We start from the raw sequence: 19919 nt of genomic DNA, 5'->3' as shown, positions 1-19919 counted from the left end.
CGATTTTCACCTCTCTTGCGTGGTGCTACTGATCGAGCAGCCAACGCGCGCATTCGATGTCGCAGACCAGCATCTTGGCCAGTCCGCCGTTGAGGGCACCCAGTGCCGCATGATGTTTCGCGGCCCCACCCGTGACGAGGATCGATCCCTCGCAGGCCCGGATGTCGTCGAGTGGAACAGACATGGCCCGCTCGTTCAGCGGCCCATCCACGTCCGTGCCGTCGAGCCGGAAGAAACGGCCACCCACCTCGCCGACCGCGCCGAGGTCGGTAAGTACGGAGAGCATGTCGGTGTCGAGGAAGCTTCCCTCGAACAACGTGGTCGACGTGGAGACCGCGCCGGTGCCGAACATCATCATCTGAGCCGTGCGACCGACCTCGAGCGCCTTGGAGATCACCGAGTCTTCCCGCATGGATACCACCGTGGACCTATCCGCGTACAGCGGAACGGGAAGCCGAATAGTGTTCGCCTGCAATTGTTCAGCACACCTACCGAGGACGTACTCGGTGCCGGTCTGATAGTTGATGGCACTCACCGAACCGTCGAGCTGCGCAACGGTGGCGCACACCGCCGCACCGGAGGGCAGACCCTGCGCCACGGCCACCGTTTCCGGGCCCCAGGTGAAACCGAGCGTGTCGGTGTCGCGGATCCGCCGCACGAGCAACGACGCAGCAGCACGTCCTACCCCGGCAAAGCTGCCGTGTTGGTCGATCGGGCCGGCGGCGTCCACCGAGTCGGCAACCACTACCGCTTCGACCAGGTTGAACCGTTCTTCGAGAGCACGTTCCTCGTCGGAGCGCAGGGCGTCACTGAGATGCGCCGGAACCTGCACCTCGATGCGGACCAAGCCCTGCGCCTTGGCGCGGGCAACCAAGCGGCCCGCGGTGGGCCGGGAAACGCCGAGCCGTGTCGCGACCTCGGCCTGTGTCAGCCCGTCGAGGTAGTAGAGCGTTGCCGCTCGTAACGCGAGTCGCAGATCTTCGGTGGTGGACGGTGACGGGACTGCGGTGAGAGACGGCGTCGGTGCCGTCGCGTCGGGGGATGTCACTGGTTCTCCTCGCCATGATCTCGGGGCCGCGGAGCGGTACTTCGGATGCCCGAGAAGCCCGTGAGCAAATGATCACTATGCGTTCTTCTGCTCAGTACGTTAGCATCGAGGTGTGACCCACACAACACTTCCCTCGAGTATCCCCAGCACGATGCGTGCCAGCGTGCTCGTCGAACCCGGTCGCATCGAGATCAGCGAGCGCGCGGTACCCACTCCCGGTCCCGGCGACGTGCTGGTGCAGGTCTCCTCGGTCGGCGTCTGCGGATCCGATGCGCACTACTACCGCGAGGGACGCATCGGGGAGTTCGTCGTCGAGCAGCCCATCGTTCTCGGCCACGAGGCGTCGGGCACCATCGTCGGTGTCGGCGAGGGCGTCGCGACAGACCGGATCGGGCAGCGGGTGTCGATCGAACCCCAGCGCCCCGATCCCGCTAGCGACGAGACCCGCCGAGGCCTCTACAACCTCTGCCCGCACATGCAGTTCTATGCGACCCCGCCGATCGACGGGGCGCTGGCCGAGTACGTGACGATCGGCGCCGCCTTCGCGCACGCCGTCCCCGACGAGATGTCCGACGACGCGGCAGCACTGTGCGAGCCGCTGTCGGTGGCCATCGCCACGGCCCGGAAAGCCGGGCTGACCGCGGGGTCGCGGGTGCTCATCGTGGGCGCCGGCCCGATCGGAATCGCCACGGCGCAAACGGCACTGGCCTTCGGCGCCACAGAGGTGATCGTCTCCGATCTCGACGCACAAAGGCGGGCCGTGGCCGCCAAATTCGGCGCCACCACCGTGCTCGACCCGCGCGAGCAGGACGTGTCGGCCCTCCAGGTGGATGCCTTCGTCGACGCGTCCGGAGCGCCGAGCGCCGTGCTGGCCGGAATCGGCGCGGTCCGGCCGGCGGGCACCGTCGTCCTGGTGGGCATGGGTTCGAGCGAGATGACACTTCCGGTGCAGACGATCCAGAACCGGGAACTGATACTCACCGGCGTCTTCCGGTACGCCAACACCTGGCCCGCCGCGATCGCACTCGCCCGGTCCGGCCGGGTCGACCTCGATTCGATGGTCACCGGAAAGTACCCGTTGGCCGAGGCCGAACAAGCATTGAATGCAGACCGGATGCCGGGCAGCCTCAAGGCCGTCGTACGCGTCCAGGAATGAGGAGAGAGCGATGCAACTGAACGCGCAGACGCTGGAGCGGCTCAGCGATGCAGTCGAAGTACCCACCTACGACCGAAACGACATCTCCGTCGGGATAGTGCATTTCGGGGTCGGCGGCTTTCACCGTGCACACCAGGCGATGTACGTCGACAAGCTGCTACGCCTCGGGCAGGCCAGCGAGTGGGGCATCTGCGGAGTCGGGGTTCTGCCCGGCGATCGGCGCATGAAGAACGTACTCGAGGCACAGGACGGGCTCTATACCCTGGCCCTGAAACATGCCGACGGGACCTGGGACGTGAGCGTCATCGGCTCCATCGTCGACTACCTCTTCGCGCCGGGCGACCCGGAAGCGGTGATCGAAAAGATCGCCGCCGAATCCACCCGGATCGTCTCGCTCACGATCACGGAGGGCGGCTACAACTTCACCCACGACACCGGCGAGTTCGACCGCGAGAACCCCGACATCGTCCACGATCTCCGCGACGGTGCCGCGCCGACAAGCACATTCGGGCTCATCGTGGAAGCACTGGCCCGTCGACGGGCCCGCGGACTGGCGTCGCCGACCATCATGTCGTGCGACAACATCGAGGGAAACGGCACCGTGGCGCGCAAGATGTTCCTCGCCTACGCCGAGATGAAAGCTCCGGAACTCGCGGCGTGGATGCGCACCGAGACCTCCTTCCCCAACTCCATGGTCGACCGGATCACCCCGGTGACCACCGCGGAAGTAACGCAGGCACTCTCGACTCGATTCGGCGTCGACGACCAGTGGCCCGTCGCCGCCGAACCGTTCACCTCCTGGGTTCTCGAAGACGCGTTCGTTCTGGGCCGGCCGCCGTTCGAGCAGGTCGGCGTGCAGTTGGTGGACGATGTGGCACCCTACGAACTGATGAAACTCCGCCTGCTCAATGCGAGTCATCAGGCCCTCTGCTATTTCGGGTACCTCTCCGGGTATCGCCTCGTGCACGAGGTCGCGCAGGATCCGCTGTTCGCCGAATATCTGTTGTCCTACATGGACGACGAGGCCACGCCTACCCTGGCGCCGGTTCCCGGGGTCGACCTCGACGAGTACAAGCGCACGCTCATCGAGCGCTTCTCGAACCCGGAGATCCGCGACACCGTCGCCCGCCTGTGCGCCGAGTCCTCGGACCGCATCCCGAAGTGGCTGCTGCCGGTGATCCGCGAGAATTTGATAGCCGACCGGCACATTCGACTGTCTGCCGCGGTCGTCGCGAGCTGGGCCCGGTACGCCGAGGGAGTGGACGAGGACGGCGAACCCATCGACGTCGTCGACCAGTTGAAGGACTCCCTCGTGCCGATCGCACGCAGCCAGCACGAGAACCCCACGGCCTTCATCGAGAACCAATCGGTCTTCGGCGATCTGGCCGACTATCCACGGTTCGTCACCGCCTATCTGTGGGCACTCGATTCGCTACACCGGGTCGGTGCGCGAAAAACACTCGAATCCCTGCTCGAGAAGGTGCAGTCATGAGCATGGTCGTCGGGGAAGCCCTCATCGACATCGTCACCGCTGCCGACGGCACCACCACCGAGTACGCCGGGGGCAGCCCCCTCAACGTGGCGGTCGGACTCGCCCGCCTCGGCAGACCGGTCGAGTTCGTCACCCGCATCGGGGAGGACGCACGGGGACGAATGATCCTCGATCACCTCGCGGCGTCGGGCGTCCGCGTGGCGTCGGGAAGCATGTCCGCAGAGTCCACGGCCACCGCCCGGGCGACACTCGACCCGACAGGTGCGGCCACCTACGAGTTCGACCTCGAATGGGCGCTGCCCGCTCCCGCCTGGGCCTCGACTCCGGAGCTGGTTCACACCGGATCCATTGCCGCTGTGATGGAACCCGGATGTGCCGTGGTGGCCGATATCCTCTACCGCCTCCGCTCCTCGGCGACCATCAGTTTCGACCCGAACGTCCGGACCGCACTGATTACCGACGAGGTACGGGCCCGGGAACGAATCGAGCACCTCGTGTCGATGTCCGACATCGTCAAGGCCAGCGACGAGGACCTCGCCTGGTTCGACCCGACCCGGGACCCCGTCGACATCGCCCGCGACTGGTTGGCGCTCGGACCCGCAGTGGTCGCCGTGACGAAAGGCTCCGAGGGCGCTTTCGCGGTGTGCGCGGCGGGTGTCGTCGAGATGGCCGCGCGCGAGGTTCAGGTGATCGACACCGTCGGCGCCGGTGACGCCTTCATGGCCGGACTGCTCGACGGCTTCTGGTCCCAGGGCTTACTCGGCGCGAAACACCCTGGCGCCCTGCGCTCACTCGATCCCGCACGGCTACGCACCGTACTGGCCAACGCCGTCCTCATGTCCGCCCTCACCGTCGCCAAGGCCGGCGCAGACCTTCCCGACCGCGAGACGCTCGACCGAGAGGCCAGGATTCTGCAATGACCCTCGTCGCAGGAATCGACTCGTCGACCCAGTCGTGCAAAGTGCTCGTCTGCGACGCCGACACCGGAGAACTCGTCCGCAAGGGCACAGCGCCACATCCCGACGGGACCGAAGTACACCCGCAGGAATGGGCGCGGGCCCTGGACACCGCGATCACCGCGGCCGGTGGTCTCGACGACGTCGCGGCGGTGTCGGTGGGAGCCCAGCAACACGGCATGGTGTGCCTCGACGACAGCGGGTCGGTGGTACGCCCGGCGCTGCTGTGGAACGACACCCGGTCGGCGGAGGCTGCTACACAGTTGGTGGAGGACCTCGGCGGTCCCGACGCCTGGGCGGGCGCCGTGGGTGTCGTCCCGCTCGCGGCCATCACCGTCAGCAAGCTGCGATGGCTCGCGGATTCCGAACCGACACTGGCAGACCGGACGGCCGCGGTGTGCCTGCCGCACGACTGGATCGGCTGGCAGCTCACCGGTGCCCGCGATCTCGATGCCCTGGCCACCGACCGCGGTGACGCGAGCGGCACCGGATACTTCTCGGCCGCGGCCAACGAGTATCGACCCGACCTGTTGTCGCTGGCCCTCCGTGGCCGCTCCGTGCAGGTGCCCCGAGTGGCAGCACCGTCCGAGCGGATCGGCGAGACGCGGTCGGGCGCGGTACTCGGCCCCGGAACAGGTGACAACGCCGCTGCCGCACTCGCTCTGGACGCACAGGAGGGTGACGTCATCGTCTCGGTGGGCACATCGGGGGTGGTGTCCGCGGTGTCGGACATACCGGCCAACGACCCCGGCGGTTTCGTCGCAGGGTTCGCCGACGCGACCGGACGCCATCTGCCGCTCGTCTGCACACTCAACGCGGCGCGGGTACTCGACGCCACCGCAGCACTACTCGGCGTCGATCACGAAGAGCTGTCGCGGCTTGCGCTGTCGGCACCGTCCGGCAGCGGCGGCCTGGTGATGGTGCCGTACTTCGAAGGCGAACGCACACCGAACCGACCGGACGCCACCGGGTCGATAGAGGGCCTGCAGCTGAACAATTCGACGCCCGCCCACCTCGCGCGGGCGGCCGTCGAAGGGTTGCTGTGCGGGTTGGCCGACGGAATCGACCACCTGGTCGCGCAGGGTGTCGCCGTGCGCCGGATCCTGCTCGTCGGTGGCGGCGCACGCTCGCGTGCACTCCGTGAGATCGCCCCGGCCATCTTCGGTGCGCCCGTCCTGGTGCCGCAACCCGGCGAGTACGTCGCCGTCGGCGCGTGCCGTCAGGCTGCGTGGACACTCGCCGGCACCACGCAACCACCCAAGTGGAATCAGACCTCCACCCAGCGTTACGAGGCCGACCCTGCCCCCGCCGTCCGCGAACGCTATAGGCGCTCCGCGCCTGTGCGCCTTTCTGGTAGCTGTAGCAACCAAAAAGGGGCTCTACTGCTGTGATCGTGGGTGGAGTTCGGTGCGGGTGAGGGCGCACGCCGTTGTCCCAGTAGCGTTCTGGCTTGTCTAGGGTCAGTCGGCTACATATGTGGGGAACGGCGTGCGCGAAGCCAGGATATGGCGTCAGGTGTTGGGTGTCGAAAAGACGGTGATCGAGGGCGTCGATTTCGACGACACGGCCGGGGCGGTGATCGTCGCGGTCCGGCCGCAGGCCCGGGCCCGGTCCCGGTGCGGGGTGTGTGGTCGTCGGAGCCCCGGTTACGACGGTGGCACCGGTCGGCGGCGGTGGCGCGGCCCGGACTGCGGCCTGGTCCGCACCTTCGTCGAGGCCGACGCACCGCGGGTGTGCTGCCGCGAACACGGAGTCACGGTGGCCGCGGTGCCCTGGGCCCGGCACCGGGCCGGGCACACCTACGCGTTCGACCAGACGGTGGCGTGGCTCGCCACCCATACCTCGAAGGCCGCGACGTGTGAGTTGATGCGCACCGCGTGGCGCACGGTCGGGACGATCGTGGACCGGGTGTGGGCCGACACCACACCCGCCCGGGACCCGCTGGCGGGGCTGCGGCGGATCGGGATCGACGAGATCTCGTACAAGAAGGGCCACAAGTATCTGACGGTCGTCGTCGACCACGACTCCGGCCGGCTGGTGTGGGCGGCCCCGGGCCGTGACGCGGCGACCCTGTCCGGGTTCTTCGACCTGCTCGGGCCCGAACGGTGCGCGAAGATCACCCACGTCACCTCGGACGCGGCCGGATGGATCGGGTCGGTGGTGACCCGGTTCTGCCCGGATGCGGTGCGCTGCGCGGATCCGTTCCATGTGGTCGCCTGGGCCACCGAGGCCCTCGACACGGTGCGGCGGGCGGCGTGGAACCGGGCACGGTCCACCGAGAACGCCTCCCGCGGCGGTGGGTGGAAACCGCGGCGTCGCCCGAAGGCCGGCCCGGCTCGGTCGGTCAAACGCAGCCGGTGGGCGTTGCTGAAGAACCCGGACGCCCTCACCGCGCAGCAGCAGGCGGTGCTGCGGTGGATCGAACTCCACGATCCGGTCCTGCACCGCGGCTACCGGCTCAAGGAGAGTTTGCGGTTGATCTTCCAGCTCCCGGTCGAGCAGGCCGCTGCCGAACTCGACCGCTGGATCGACTGGGCCCGGCGGTGCCGGATCCCGGCGTTCGTCGCGTTGCAGAAAAGCATCCTCGTCCACAGACCCGCGATCCTCGCCGCCATCGAGCACGGGCTCTCGAACGGTCGGATCGAATCGGTCAATACCAAGATTCGCCTCATCACCCGCCGCGGATTCGGGTTCCACACCCCCGAGGCCGTCATCGCACTCGCGATGCTCAGCCTCGGGGGCGCCCGCCCACAATTACCCGGCCGAATCCACCCACGAATGAGTCAGTAGAGCCCAAAAAGGCGCACGGGCGGCGGAGCCGCCTACACCTTGACCAGCATCTTCCCGACGTTTCCACCACGCATGAGCTGGAGGAATGCGTCCACCGAATTCTCGATGCCCTCGACCACCGTCTCGTCGTGCACCACGTCACCGGACGCGAGCCACGGTCCCATCTTGGCGGCGAACTCGGGGAACACGTGGGTGTAGTTGCCCAGCGTGAATCCCTGCAACGTGAGACCGCGGCTGATGATGTTCATCATGTTGTCCGGTCCCGGCACGCGCTCGGTGGCGTTGTAGCCGGCGATCGCGCCGCACAGCGCGGCTCGTCCCCCGTTGCGCATGGCGGCGAGTGCCGCCTCGAGGTGATCGCCGCCGACGTTGTCGAAGTAGACGTCGATTCCGTCACCCGCGACTTCGAGCAGCTGCTTGCGGATGGGTGCGGCCTTGTAGTCGAGCGCGATGTCGTAGCCGTAGCGGTCGGTGAGTAGCGCGACCTTCTCGGCGGAGCCCGCAGATCCGAGGACCCGGGAGGCGCCTTCGAGGCGGGCGATCTGCCCGGCGGCAGTTCCGACGGCACCGGCGGCACCGGAAATGAACACGGAGTCACCGGGCTTCAGGTGCGCGATGTGCAGGAGGCCCACATAGGCGGTGAGGCCCGTCAACCCCAGAATGCCGAGGTATGCGGACACCGGAACCCCCGGAATCTCCTCCACCACACGGAATGCGGAGGCATCGCCCTGCGCCACGTCGCGCCATCCCAGGTCGTGCATCACGACGGAGCCGACGGGGTGGCTGTCGGCGGTCGACTCGACGACGCGCCCGACTGCGCCACCGGTCATGGTCTCCCCCAGCACGAACGGCGGAATGTAGGACTTGACGTCGTTCATGCGGCCGCGCATGTATGGGTCGACGGAGGTGAACTCGTTGACCACACGAACCTGATCACCCGCGAGGTCGGGCAACTCCACGGTGACAGTCCGGAAGTCGTCCTGGGTGGGCCAGCCCGCCGGCCGGTTGATCAGTTGAATCTGCGTGCTCGATACCACGAGTAGTTCCTTTCAGTGCTTTGACGAAAGATGTCTAGAGCGCCAGTCCGAGCGCGAGGAGAAGGACCGCGAGCAACGGAAGCGTGCCCTGGGTGAGAGCGGCGCGCGCCTTGTCCGGTGAAGAAATCAGCAGGACAGCGGCGGCGAGGACCATCGATCCGGCACCTGCGAAGACGAGGGCAGCACCCACCGCAGTCGCGTCGACAGCGACCGCAACGATGCCGACTGCGGTCACGATGGCGAGGAAGAGATTGTAGAAGCCCTGGTTGAAGGCCAGCTCCTTGGTGGCGGCGGCCTCGTCGGCGGTGGTGCCGAAGGTCGCACGGGTACGCGGCGCGGTCCACAGCACCGACTCGAGCACGAAGATGTACACGTGTAATGCACTGGCGAGAGCGGCGAGAACCAGACCTGCGGTAACCATGCAAGCTCCTCCTGATTGTGAACTGACCATTTCAATATATACTGAAATGAGCGTTTCACAACAGCGAGTGAGGATCGTCATGCCACGGACACAGGACTTCGACACCGCCGAGGTGATCGGCCTCGCACGTGACGTGTTCTGGGACAAGGGTTATGAAGCCACATCGGTGCCCGACCTCGAACGCGCCACCGGACTCAACCGCTCGAGCCTGTACAACGCCTTCAGCAGCAAGCGGGGCCTGTTCGACGCCGCGGTGCAGGACTACCTCGACCGTGTCGTCCGCCCCCGTCTGAAAATCCTCACCGCCGAGCCCACCCGGCCCGACGCGGGCCTGCGCTACTACCGCTCTCTCGCCGAGACTTTGGCCACGCTCCCCGAGGACTGCCCGGGTCGTGGGTGCCTACTCCTCAACAGCGCTGCCGGGTTCGCCGCCCACGACGAGACTCAGCGGATGGTCGTGGATGCCTACCGCAGTGAACTGTCCGCAGCGCTGACCCACGCGCTACGTGCCCTCGATCCGGACGCGCCTGCCGCCGTCGTCGAGCACCGCACGCGGCTGCTGACGTCGTTGTCCGTCAGCGCGTTCCTGCTCTCGCGCATCAACCGGGACGAGGCGATCGCGGTGGCACACACGGCGATCGAACAGCTCGAGGAGTGGCGCGGGACTGCCTGACCGCGCCGCCCGTCAGTCGGCCAGAGCCGGCGCCGCGTGCTTGCCGCGCTCGGGAGGAGCGCCGTCTCCGGACGCCCGCTCGGCGGCCGCCATCTCGATTGCGGTGGCGTGGTCGACGGCGTGGGGGGCGATACCCAGGTTGTCCAGGGTGTCCCAGAGGCCGGCCATCGCCGCCTTCGGGTCGAGGTAGTACTCGGATTCGCGCACACGCCAGAAGGTCCAGCCGCACCGCTTGAGTTCCTGCTCGCGTTCGAGGTCGGCGATGCGCTGTGCCGGCGTGGTGGAGAAGGCGTCCGCATCACATTCGACGGCCAGCCTCATCGTCCCGCCGGTCACCACGAGGTCGATGCGCCGATTGTTCACCTCGACTTGAGGATTGACGTGATAGCCGCGCTCGGCGATGTCGTGGAACACTCGCTGCTCGAGGAGGTTGTCGAACGGTGGCGTCCGGACGTCTCGGCTCACCCCTCGGGGCATCGGCTCGGCCGGCGCCGGCGACGTCGACATGACGTAGCTCAGCAGGGAGTTACGGAGGTCGGCCCGCTTCAGTTCGTCGACGGTCACCGAGTGGAACAGCCACAACTGGTCCTGCGCCCGCGACGCCGCGACGTTGAATCGACGCTTGTACTGATTGGCCGTCAGCGGCACGAAGTGCTGCTCCGGCGTCACCACCATGGACAGGAATACGACGCTGCGTTCATCGCCCTGGAAGTCGGGCGGTGTTCCCACCCGCAGTCGCCGTTGCTCCCACTGCTCGATTCCGATGCGCCGCACCAATTCGCCGCGGATCGCGTCGACCTGCGACTGTCCTTGCAGTACCACGATTCCGAACGTCTTTCCGTCGTAGCGGGGATCGACGAGGCATTCGATGAGCTGATCGACGAGTGCCTTCGCCTCGACGTGGTTGGCGAGCGTGGCATCCTTCCCCGACACCGTGGCATCGGGAACATAGGTGTGCCGCAGCGGCGGTAGCCGGTCTGCACCGAACTGCCGCACCGGCACCAGCGGCAACTCACCGTAGAACTGGGTACTCGACCAGTTGATGATTTCGGGCATCGACCGGAAATGCTCGCGCAGCCTGACCACCTGGCCGAAACTGGTACGCAGGATGGAGAACAGGCTCGACCGGGGTGTCAGCGTCGCTTGCACGTATTCCGGGAGATCCGGAAGGTAGGCGTCCAATCTGGTGAAGACGTCGTCGAGCGTCCCGTTGGTGGGGATATCGGCGGGCGCGCACTGCTTGTCGTCGCCTACCACGATCACCCGCGGTGCCAGCCACAGCAGGAAGAGGTTGGTGATGTCGGCCTGACTCGCTTCGTCGACGATGACGACGTCGAAGCTGCCCGGGACCGGCGGTATGGACGCGAGGACCTGCTGCAGCGGCATCACCCAGGCGGGCACGGCTCCCTGCGCCTCTCCCATCGCGGATCTGGCTGCACTGCGGTACTTTTCGGCATACTTTCCGCCTCCGGCACCGATGTTGGAGATGTGTTCGCGGTACGTTTGCAGCGCCCGGACCTGGTCGGCGGTGAGATTCTCGAGGCAGTCCCGCCACGCGGCGGCGGCCGCCAGCCGAGCGGTCAGATGTGCCAGATCGGCGTCGAGGCCGTTCAGTTCGGCTTCGAGTTCCTGCTCGCGCCCGGCGCGGTGCTGTTCGGTGACCCACTGACGCGCACGACGCCACGCCCAGGCCTCCGACAGCTGCCAGCTCATCTCGTCCCATTCGGGAAGCGTCGCTGTCCGGCGCACCAGCTCGTAGAAAGCCGGGGCCACGGGGGCGAGGCGGTCGGACAACTCGTCGAAAAGCAACTGATCGTGCTGCTCGGCGCGCGCCCTGGCGTATTCCGAGAGGGCAGCGGACAGTGCCGCGTTGTCGGCGCGATCGAGTGCGGAAACCAGAGCGGTGCCCTCGGGGGAGGGACCCGAGTCGATCTCGGCAGACACCGCCGAGACGATGGCGTCGAGTTCTGCACGCGCACTGTCGACGTCGGTACGGGTGGTGATGGCCTCGGCCGCACCGGCGACCGCGGTGGCGTCGCGAAGTGTGCGCATGCGGGGGGCAGTGGGCGACAGCGCGAACAGCTCACGGGCAAGCGCATCCCGCGCCACGAGCAAGGCACGCACCCGCGCGATCCTGCCGACCATCAGGTTGAGGCTGTCGACCTGAACGGCGCGGGAACCGTTCATCTCCACCGGAATGCCGAGATCGCCCAACAGTGTCGCCGCGGTCTGGGCGGCGTCGTGCGCGCGTAGGTGTTCCGTCACGAGCCGGACGGCAGCGGCCGTGGTGGCGGGTAGTCCGTCGACGGTCGCTTCGATGCCGAGCTCCTCGACGGCCTTCTGCTCGTCGCTGCGCCGAAAGCGTGACTTCCATTCCACGGCACCGGATTCCATGGCGACAGCCAGCGCCCCGACCGCGTGGAGTGCAGGCCTGCTCATGACGGAACACTGGACGTCGTGCGCGCCGATGTAGCGGTCGGCGGCGGCGGCCGCTTCCACGATGGCAGGCAGCGCATCCAATCGGCCCCACAAATGCGTGGCCCGACCAGCGAGAACCGTGTCGGCCAGTTCGTGGAATCTGCCGTCGAGTTCGAGGACGTCGTGAGCCCGGGCCTGCAGTTCCTTGCAGTGCCGGCGGACCGTGTGCGCAGTATCGGTGTCGACACCGCCGAGGACGTCCAGTAGATGCGCCGACTGCGGGGTGTCGATGGGAACGGTGGTCGACGCCCGTGCACAGAGCCGTTCGAGTTCTGCGCGGTTGGGCAGAAGTGCGTCGAGTGGCGGCAGACTTTGCCGCGAGCGCAGGGCACGTTCCGGTGTTGCCGTCACACACAGTGCGCGCAAGGTGTCGAGCTCGGCGCCCGTCAGCGGCGGTTCCTCGCTCAGCAGGGGTCCGGGGAGCCATTGGAAGTCGGCCTGAAGTGCCATGACCTTGCGGACGATCGTGGCGGCCGTACCTTCGTAACCCTCGGCCACGGGATCGTGGAGGTACGTCTCGGACTCGCGCAATGCCGTCACGCGGTCGAGTACGACCGCACGTTTCTGCATTGCCTCCGCCCGCTGGGCCCGCAGATCGGCGATCCGCTTGCCCTCACTGTCCGGGTTGAACGACGACTTCCGCTCGGCGATCGTCGCGACACTGCGGTTGAGCTCGTCGGATCCACCGCGCGAGAGGTCGGTGATCGAGACGCACAGTTCCTGCATCTCGGGCGGCAGCTTGTCGCGGAGCACACGCAGAGCCTGAGCCTTCTCGCTGGTGACCAGCACCCGCTGTCCCCGGGCGAGGAGGGCCGAGACAAGATTCGCGATGGTGTGGGTTTTTCCGGTCCCGGGCGGCCCCTCGACCACTACCCCACTGTCTCCACCGAGGCGCTCGATGATCTGCGACTGCTCGGCGTTGGCGGGGAGGGGGAACAGAGGGTCGTCGGCGAGCGTGGCGGGCGCGGCAGCACCCGTGCGCTGCAGCCACGTCACTCGGTCCGCCGGCTCGATCGCGTCGACCAGCTGGGCAAGCCCGAGCGGGACCGTGGCACCGTCGCGTTCGAGATGGGCGATCATCTTCTCGTAGTACTCGACGAGCGCGAATGCGCTGCGCTTACGGAGCACCAGCGCGGGTGCGGGGGCGAGGGTGGCCGTCCCCGTCTCGTCCGGGGGCTCGACAGCGTCACGGACATCGATAGCGGTGGTGACCGTCAGCGGCGCCCACTCCCGGAGGAACTGCCCGATCTCGGGGCTGAGCGGGGAGGTCGCGCCCTCCTGTAACTGCTGTTGCAGTCGCATCGATTGCGAGCTGTCGTAGAGGCCGAGCCCGGTCAGCAGCTGGGAATCTTCGAGCCGAGGCGCTGTGCTCGGCGTCAACCGCACGAGGAGGTCACCTGTCCGAACGTCGCGGGAAATCCCCGCGGGCTGCGTGACGAGATGGGTGCGGATACCGGCATCCGGACCCACACCGGGAACGGTGAGCAGACCGGAGGCGAGGACAAGTTCGATCGACTCGGGCCGGGCATTGAGCTCCTGCAGCATCGACTGCAATGACTGGTACAGCTCGGCGTGTGGGCGCTGTTCGCGATCCGTCGCCGCCCAGGCCTTCCACCGCGGCAGGTACGCGTCGAAGGCTTGCCGGACCTCGTACGCCCGGCGGACGTCGTATTCCGCGTCGGAGTCTTCCGCATAGGCGTCCGATGCATTCAAGGTCAGTTGTGGCCGCGAGCTGTCGGATCGGGCAGCCGCATCCACCCAGCCGTGCAGAACGGGCGGCAGTGCCGGTGGATCCTCCACGGCAGCGACGGGCACTCGGAGGACGATGTCAGCCTGCGCTGCATCTGCCGAGGGTCGGAGCACCCTGCCTTCGAGGTACAGCCATTCCACCTGTTCGTGCTGGTCGACACGCAGTACAGGCTTGGTGCGAGCCCTGACGATTTCGCGCAGGAACTGCAGCAGCCGCTGGACGCGGCCTGCAAGCTCGGCGTCGGTTTCGGGACTCGACAATGTAAACCTCTGAGAGTTCTCGGTGATGGTCGGCGCTGGCCCCCGCCCTGCACACTATCGGGTCGATAGGGAGGAGATCGAGGCGTAGTCCCCGTTCGGAGGCAGGAAGAGCGCCCGGCAGTTGCGCAGGTCACAGGGACTGGACGGTCGCCTGGCACCACCGCGCATCGATGCCCGTCCCCGCCCCACTCCATTCGGACCATTCGGTCTCTAGTATCTGTCCATGGCCGATTCGCGCATCACCAAAGCCGGTGCCGTGCTGGCCGCCGCCGCTCTCTTGGCCTTCGGAACCAGTGCCGTCGGGGCTGCCGACCCCGCGCCGGGGTCGCGGGTCACGGCGTCTTCCGAGGGATTCGCCCTCGACGGTCAACCCTGGTGGCCGACGGGTTTCAACGCCTATCAGTTGGCCACCAACTGGTCGGTGAACTGGGGTTGTGGGGCCATGGTCGATCTCGGGTCCTACTTCTCGTCACTTCCGGCGCACTCGCTGACCCGGTTCAACCTCTTCCAGGCACTGGCGATCAACCGGTTCACCGGGCAGCTCGACTTCGGACCGATCGACGCCGTCTTCGCTGCCGCCGAGGCACACGACCAGATGGTGATTCCCGTCCTCGCACCGCAGGACGGCGCGTGTGAAGACGACGTGTTCAAAGGCCGGCAGTGGTATGTCGACGGGTGGCAGACCATGACACCGGGGGCTCCCCGCACGTTGATGAGCTTCCAAGACTGGATGCACACCGCCGTCGACCGGTACAAGGACTCGTCCTCACTCGCCGCCTGGGAATTGGTGGGCGAACCGGAGACGAGCACATGCACGGACGCGGCCTGTTCGTGGTGGACTCGGTCGTGTGGCCCAGACGCCGCACAGGTATTGCGGGACTTCTTCGACGACGCCGGCGCCGAGCTCCGCGCGCGCGACCCGCGGACCCTGATCACGGCCGGATTCACCGGCGGCGGGCAATGCGGCACCCAAGGCGATGAATACCAGTTCGTCGGGGCGTCGCCGTATGTCAACGTCGTCCAGTATCACGACTACGGCGCCGACGCCGTCCCGCTGCCGGGCGATCAGTGGAACGGTCTGGGTCGACGACTCGAACAGGCGGAGGCGCTGGGGAAGCCGCTCCTCATGGGCGAGATCGGCGAACTCGCCGGCTCGTGCGGTGACCTCGGCGACCGTGCCGCACACATCACCACGAAACTTACCGGCCAACGCGATGCGGGCGCAGCCGGGGCACTGCTCTGGGCGTTCGTCCCCGATCCGAGGCCCACCGAGTGCACTTACGACGTGGGGCCCGACGACCCGCTGTGGGATGTGGTCGAGCAGTTCGGGTCCCTCGGCACGGGTACCGCCCCGGGCGCCTACTGAGAATTCAGGACACGAGCACGCGCACCGTCTCCGCTACGCACGCCGGCTTGTCGGATCCTTTGATCTCGATGGTGTTCTTCACGACCACCTGGGCACCCTTGGCCGTGCGTTCGCAGGAGACGATTTCGCCGCCGGCGCGGATCGACGCCCCCACCCGGACCGGTTCCGGGAAGCGAACCTTGTTGAGCCCGTAGTTGATCACCATCTTCACGCCGTCGACACGCATGATTTCCGCGCCGAGCTTCGGCAGCAGTGAGAGCGTGAGATAGCCGTGCGCGATCGCCGCGCCGAACGGGCCGTCCGCGGCACGCTCCGGGTCGACGTGGATCCACTGGTGATCTTCGGTGGCGTCGGCGAAAAGGTTCACGCGGTCCTGCGTGACCTCCAGCCATTCGCTGAAGCCGAGGGACTCCCCTACGGCAGCTTCGACCTCGTCGATTCCGTTGAACACGCGCATGTCGGTACTTCTCCTCGTCGGTTCACAGTTCAGAGTGGTTGTGGTTCAGCGTCCGCCGCGGCGGAGCGTGACTCGGTAGGTGTAGTGCTCGGGTAGGAAGTAGCTGACCGCGAGTTCGACGATCCGGCCTTCGGCGTCGGTGTACAGGCGGTCTACTCGCAACATCGGGTGCTCGACGTCGCACCCCAGCTCCCGGGCAACGAACTCGGTGGCCGGCGCCACGGTGATCGACTGCGCTGCCTCGACGATGGGACTTCGCAGGTGCGGTTCCAGCAACCCGATGATCGTGTACGCGCTGACGGCGCCCTCGGCCATCTCGGGGGCATCGACGACGAGCCGTGCGATCTCGTCGGGAAGGTAGACGGTGGTCAGCACGAAGGGTGTGTCGTCGTGACGTCGCCGGAACACGACCGTGTGGACGAGGTCGGTATCGAGCCGGAGCCTGCTCGCCGCCTCGATGTCGACCCGGCGGCGCAGCGGCGAGACCACCTCCATGGTGGTGTCCGTGGACAGATTCATCAGGTCTTCGATGGATCCGAGCTGACGCAGGTAGCGGCCATCGGACTCGGCCGCGAAGGTGCCACGCCCGGGCACCCGGTAGACAATGCCCTCGGCCACCAGATCCTGGAACGCCCGCCGGACCGTTTGACGACTCACCCCGTGTTGCTCCGCGAGCTCGAATTCGGTGGGAAGTTTCACGCCGTCGCGGTATTTGCCCGCAGCAATGTGCTCGCGCAGCTGTCTGGACACCAGCTGGTACGCCGGCTCGCTCTCTCGTTCCCTACCGTTCATCGCGCACCGATCCTACGTGCAGGTTGTGGGACTACAGACCGCCTCGGGCCACGAGTTGCGAGACGATGACGTTGCGCTGAATCTCATTGGTGCCCTCGCCGACGATCATCAGAGGTGCATCCCGGAAGTACCGCTCGACGTCGTACTCGGTGGAGTAGCCGTACCCACCGTGAATACGGACCGCCGACAGCGCGATCTCCATCGCCACCTCCGACGCGTACAGCTTCGCCATACCCGCCTCCATGTCGCACCGCTCGCCGCTGTCGTACTGCTCGGCCGCATGCCAGGTCAGCTGCCGCGCCGCCGTCAACTTGGTCGCCATGTCGGCCAGATAGTTGCCGATCGACTGGTGCTTCCAGATCGGCTGGCCGAAGCTCTCCCGCTGCTGGGCGTAGGCGAGGGAATCCTCGAGCGCCGCCGTCGCCACTCCCAGCGCCCGGCAGGCCACCTGGATGCGACCGGTCTCGAGACCCTTCATCATCTGCCCGAACCCCTTGCCCGGGGTGCCGCCGAGGATCGCCGTGGCCGGAATGCGATAACCGTCGAACGACAGCTCACACGTCTCGACCCCCTTGTAGCCCAGCTTCGGCAGATCCCGCGACACCGTAAGTCCCGGACCGTGCTCGACCAACACGATCGAAATACCCCGGTGCTTCGGATTCGCACTCGGATCGGTCTTGCACAGCAAAGCGATCAATCCCGAGCGGCGGGCGTTGGAAATCCACGTCTTCGAACCGCTGATCACCAGATCGTCGCCGTCGGTCTTGGCATTGGTAGACATGGCCTGCAGATCCGATCCCCCACCGGGCTCGGTCAACGCCATCGTGGCCCGGATCTCACCCGTCGCCAGCTTCGGCAGATACTGCTGCTTCTGCTCCTCGGTGCCGTACAACGACAGCAACTTCGCGACGACGGTATGCCCACCCATCGCCCCGGCCAGGCTCATCCACCCGCGGGCCAACTCCTGCGTCACCTGGGCATAACACGGCATCGACACCGGCGATCCGCCGTACTCCTCCGGCACCGCCAACCCGTAGATCCCGATCTGCTTCATCTGCTCGATCCACTTCTCGGGGTACTCGTTGGCGTGCTCCACCTCCTGCACCGTCGGCTTGACGTCGCGGTCGATGAAAGCCCGCACCGTCTCGACCAGGTACGTCTCTTCCTCGTTCAGCTTGCCCATGAACCCTCACCTCGCGTGCTCGACATTTGTACGGCCATAGTTGCGCTTTGTTCGTCGCAAGTCAAGAATCCGTCTTGACATAGCCGGTTAGGCCCTGCCAGCATCGTGTGCGGTCCTGAAGTTCTGGCCGTACATATCGGCCGTTCCCGGCTATCTCGAAACCCGGCAATCCCGAAACGAGGAATGAAGCATCGTGCAGAACCTCACCCGCAGGCGCGCCGTCCTGGTGGCCCCCGGATCCGACGAACGCAAAGCACTGAAGGCTTTGAAGTCGAACGCCGACGAGGTGGTCCTCGATCTCGAGGACGCCGTCGCACCGGCGAAGAAGGCTGCGGCCCGCGATCTCGTCTCTCGCCTCGTGCGCGAATCGGACGGCTCCCGGGCAGTCTCCGTCCGCATCAACGCGCTCACCACACCGTGGGCAGCGGACGACCTCGCCGCATGTGCCGAGCTCGGCCCCTCGTTGGCGAGCATCGTCGTTCCCAAGACCGAGACACACAAGGATCTGCAGGACGCCGCGGACGCCGTCGGGACCGTCCGACTTCAGGCGCTGGTGGAAACACCACGCGGGGTACAGAACATCGATGCGATCTCACGGGCCGATCACCTCGATGCGGTCATCATCGGCTACGCCGATCTGGGTGCCGCACTGGGACGTTCCCGCGCAGCCCTCCCCGAGCACTGGCTCGCCATTCAGGAGGCGGTCCTCGTGGCCGCTCGCGCCGCAGGTATCCAGGCGATCGACGGCCCCTTCCTCGGCATCGCCGACGACGACGCATTCCGGCACTCGGCGTCGTGGACGAGCGCCCTCGGATTCGACGGCAAGTGGGTGATCCACCCGAACCAGATCTCCTCTGCCGCTGCGGCGTTCACTCCCTCGAACGCCGACGTCGACAATGCGCGACGAGTGATCGACGCACTCGCCGACGCGGAGGCGGCCGGGAACGGCGCCGCGCAACTCGACGGTCAGATGCTCGACGAAGCCGTCGCAGTTGCGGCACGACGGGTTCTCGCACAGGTAGGTGGACAATGATGATCACGCAGACGTACGTCGGTGGACCGTACTTCGACGAACTCGAGATCGGTCAGGTTTTCGATTCGGCTCCTGCCGTCACTCTGACCAGTGGCCTCTCGGCCACCCACCAGGCGATCCTCGGCGACCGGATGCGGCTGCCACTCGATACTCACCTGTCGCGGGCGGTCACCGGAGCGTCCGAGGGGGTGGCCAACCCGGGACTCGTGTGTGACCTTGCGATCGGACAGTCGACGGTGGCCACCCATCACGTGAAGGCCAACCTCTTCTACCGCGGCTTGCGGTTCCACCACTTCCCGCACCTCGGTGACACCCTCCATACCCGCACGGAAGTAGTGGGATTGCGCGAGAACTCCGCGAAACCCGGGCGGAAGCCCACGGGCCTCGCCGCCCTGCGGATGACGTCGACCGATCAGGACGGCCGGACGGTCCTCGACTTCTACCGCTGCGCGATGCTTCCCCTCTCCGAAAGCCCCGATGAGAATCGCGTCCGGAAGGCGGACGACCTTTCGGTCGTCGGACCGCAATCGGAGCAGCCCTTCAACGCACCGGAGGGATGGGATCTCGGCGTGTACCGCGAGAAGGTGCCCGGCGAACATTTCACTCCCGCCCTCGCCGGTGCGGTGTTCCGCAGCAGCGGTGATGTGGTGTCCAGCGCACCAGAACTCGCACGCCTGACTCTCAACATCGCGGCCACACACCACGACGAGCGCGTCGGCGACGACGGCCGGCTCGTCTACGGCGGCCACACGATCGGAATCGCCCTCGGGCAGGCCACTCGCGCCCTGCCCAATCTCGTCACCGTCCTCGGCTGGAAGTCGTGCGATCACACCGGGCCCGTCCATGAGGGCGACACCCTCACCAGTGAACTCCGCGTCGAGAGTGCCGACGCCCTCACCACTGGGGGTGGACTACTCCACCTTCGGTCGCTGGTGTTCGCGCACAACGCCGCCGCCTCCGACGTTCCCGTCCTCGACTGGCGTTTCACCGCCCTCATGGCCTGATCTCCACCATCAAGGAGCTTCTC

The 19919-nt window shown here is 66.8% G+C and carries 16 protein-coding genes; 9 read left to right on the top strand and 7 right to left on the bottom strand.

All coding sequences use genetic code 11. From position 1 onward, the window contains the following. Window positions 1–25: 25 nt before the first annotated feature. Entirely contained in the window at window positions 26–1048 is a 1023-nt protein-coding gene (locus tag GFS60_RS17830) for a sugar-binding transcriptional regulator (protein ID WP_159923201.1), read from the bottom strand. 151 nt (window positions 1049–1199) lie between these two features. On the opposite strand from GFS60_RS17830, the gene GFS60_RS17825 reads away from it, so the two are divergent. The 5 genes from GFS60_RS17825 (at window position 1200) to GFS60_RS17805 (ending at window position 7442) form a co-directional block, all read left to right on the top strand. Continuing rightward, complete coding sequence (locus tag GFS60_RS17825; RefSeq protein WP_159927308.1) at window positions 1200–2204, top strand: NAD(P)-dependent alcohol dehydrogenase; 1005 nt, start codon at window positions 1200–1202, stop codon at window positions 2202–2204. 10 nt (window positions 2205–2214) lie between these two features. Continuing rightward, entirely contained in the window at window positions 2215–3696 is a 1482-nt protein-coding gene (locus tag GFS60_RS17820; protein WP_159923199.1) for a mannitol dehydrogenase family protein, read from the top strand. After that, entirely contained in the window at window positions 3693–4616 is a 924-nt protein-coding gene (locus GFS60_RS17815) for a carbohydrate kinase family protein (protein WP_159923197.1), read from the top strand. The genes GFS60_RS17820 and GFS60_RS17815 overlap by 4 nt, the downstream gene beginning before the upstream one ends. Next, window positions 4613–6043: a xylulokinase gene (gene xylB, locus GFS60_RS17810; RefSeq protein ID WP_159923195.1), complete on the top strand. Its 1431-nt coding sequence runs from the start codon at window positions 4613–4615 to the stop codon at window positions 6041–6043. Before GFS60_RS17815 ends, xylB begins: the two co-directional genes overlap by 4 nt. 97 nt (window positions 6044–6140) lie before the next feature. Next, the gene (locus GFS60_RS17805; protein WP_159918917.1) at window positions 6141–7442 is read left to right on the top strand and encodes an ISL3 family transposase; all 1302 of its coding nucleotides are present in this window, start codon (window positions 6141–6143) and stop codon (window positions 7440–7442) included. Window positions 7443–7474: 32 nt separating this feature from the next. Here the strand turns inward: GFS60_RS17805 and GFS60_RS17800 are convergent, their stop codons facing one another. Continuing rightward, entirely contained in the window at window positions 7475–8479 is a 1005-nt protein-coding gene (locus tag GFS60_RS17800) for an NADP-dependent oxidoreductase (RefSeq protein ID WP_159923193.1), read from the bottom strand. Between the two features lie 34 nt (window positions 8480–8513). Further along, window positions 8514–8900, bottom strand: coding sequence for a DUF1304 domain-containing protein (locus tag GFS60_RS17795; RefSeq protein ID WP_159923191.1), 387 nt, complete (start codon window positions 8898–8900; stop codon window positions 8514–8516). A gap of 79 nt (window positions 8901–8979) precedes the next feature. Between GFS60_RS17795 and GFS60_RS17790 the strand changes: the two genes are divergently transcribed. After that, the gene (locus tag GFS60_RS17790; protein WP_159923189.1) at window positions 8980–9573 is read left to right on the top strand and encodes a TetR/AcrR family transcriptional regulator; all 594 of its coding nucleotides are present in this window, start codon (window positions 8980–8982) and stop codon (window positions 9571–9573) included. 12 nt (window positions 9574–9585) lie between these two features. Here GFS60_RS17790 and GFS60_RS17785 read toward each other — a convergent pair whose 3' ends face one another. Next, the gene (locus GFS60_RS17785; protein WP_159923187.1) at window positions 9586–14061 is read right to left on the bottom strand and encodes an AAA domain-containing protein; all 4476 of its coding nucleotides are present in this window, start codon (window positions 14059–14061) and stop codon (window positions 9586–9588) included. Between the two features lie 223 nt (window positions 14062–14284). Between GFS60_RS17785 and GFS60_RS17780 the strand changes: the two genes are divergently transcribed. After that, window positions 14285–15427 carry a beta-mannosidase gene (locus GFS60_RS17780; RefSeq protein WP_236603187.1) on the top strand — a complete coding sequence of 381 codons (1143 nt, stop codon included), beginning with the start codon at window positions 14285–14287 and terminating at the stop codon, window positions 15425–15427. A 4-nt stretch (window positions 15428–15431) separates the two neighbouring features. On the opposite strand, the gene GFS60_RS17775 is transcribed toward GFS60_RS17780, so the two are convergent. The 3 genes from GFS60_RS17775 to GFS60_RS17765 are packed head-to-tail and all read right to left on the bottom strand — an operon-like array spanning window position 15432 to window position 17859. Further along, window positions 15432–15884 carry a MaoC family dehydratase gene (locus tag GFS60_RS17775; RefSeq protein WP_109334239.1) on the bottom strand — a complete coding sequence of 151 codons (453 nt, stop codon included), beginning with the start codon at window positions 15882–15884 and terminating at the stop codon, window positions 15432–15434. A 45-nt stretch (window positions 15885–15929) separates the two neighbouring features. Further along, window positions 15930–16676: a GntR family transcriptional regulator gene (locus GFS60_RS17770; RefSeq protein ID WP_159923185.1), complete on the bottom strand. Its 747-nt coding sequence runs from the start codon at window positions 16674–16676 to the stop codon at window positions 15930–15932. Between the two features lie 31 nt (window positions 16677–16707). After that, the gene (locus GFS60_RS17765) at window positions 16708–17859 is read right to left on the bottom strand and encodes an acyl-CoA dehydrogenase family protein (RefSeq protein WP_159923183.1); all 1152 of its coding nucleotides are present in this window, start codon (window positions 17857–17859) and stop codon (window positions 16708–16710) included. 193 nt (window positions 17860–18052) lie between these two features. On the opposite strand from GFS60_RS17765, the gene GFS60_RS17760 reads away from it, so the two are divergent. Both GFS60_RS17760 and GFS60_RS17755 read left to right on the top strand, forming a co-directional pair. Continuing rightward, window positions 18053–18892: an HpcH/HpaI aldolase/citrate lyase family protein gene (locus GFS60_RS17760; RefSeq protein ID WP_159923181.1), complete on the top strand. Its 840-nt coding sequence runs from the start codon at window positions 18053–18055 to the stop codon at window positions 18890–18892. Continuing rightward, complete coding sequence (locus tag GFS60_RS17755; protein ID WP_159923179.1) at window positions 18889–19896, top strand: MaoC family dehydratase; 1008 nt, start codon at window positions 18889–18891, stop codon at window positions 19894–19896. The genes GFS60_RS17760 and GFS60_RS17755 overlap by 4 nt, the downstream gene beginning before the upstream one ends. Window positions 19897–19919: the final 23 nt, after the last annotated feature.

Source organism: Rhodococcus sp. WAY2 (genome assembly GCF_009859915.1).
GTDB classification, from domain to species: Bacteria; Actinomycetota; Actinomycetes; order Mycobacteriales; family Mycobacteriaceae; genus Rhodococcus_F; species Rhodococcus_F oxybenzonivorans.
The sequence above is the reverse complement of the archived record's forward strand: the minus strand, read 5'-3'. Positions and strand labels throughout refer to the sequence as shown.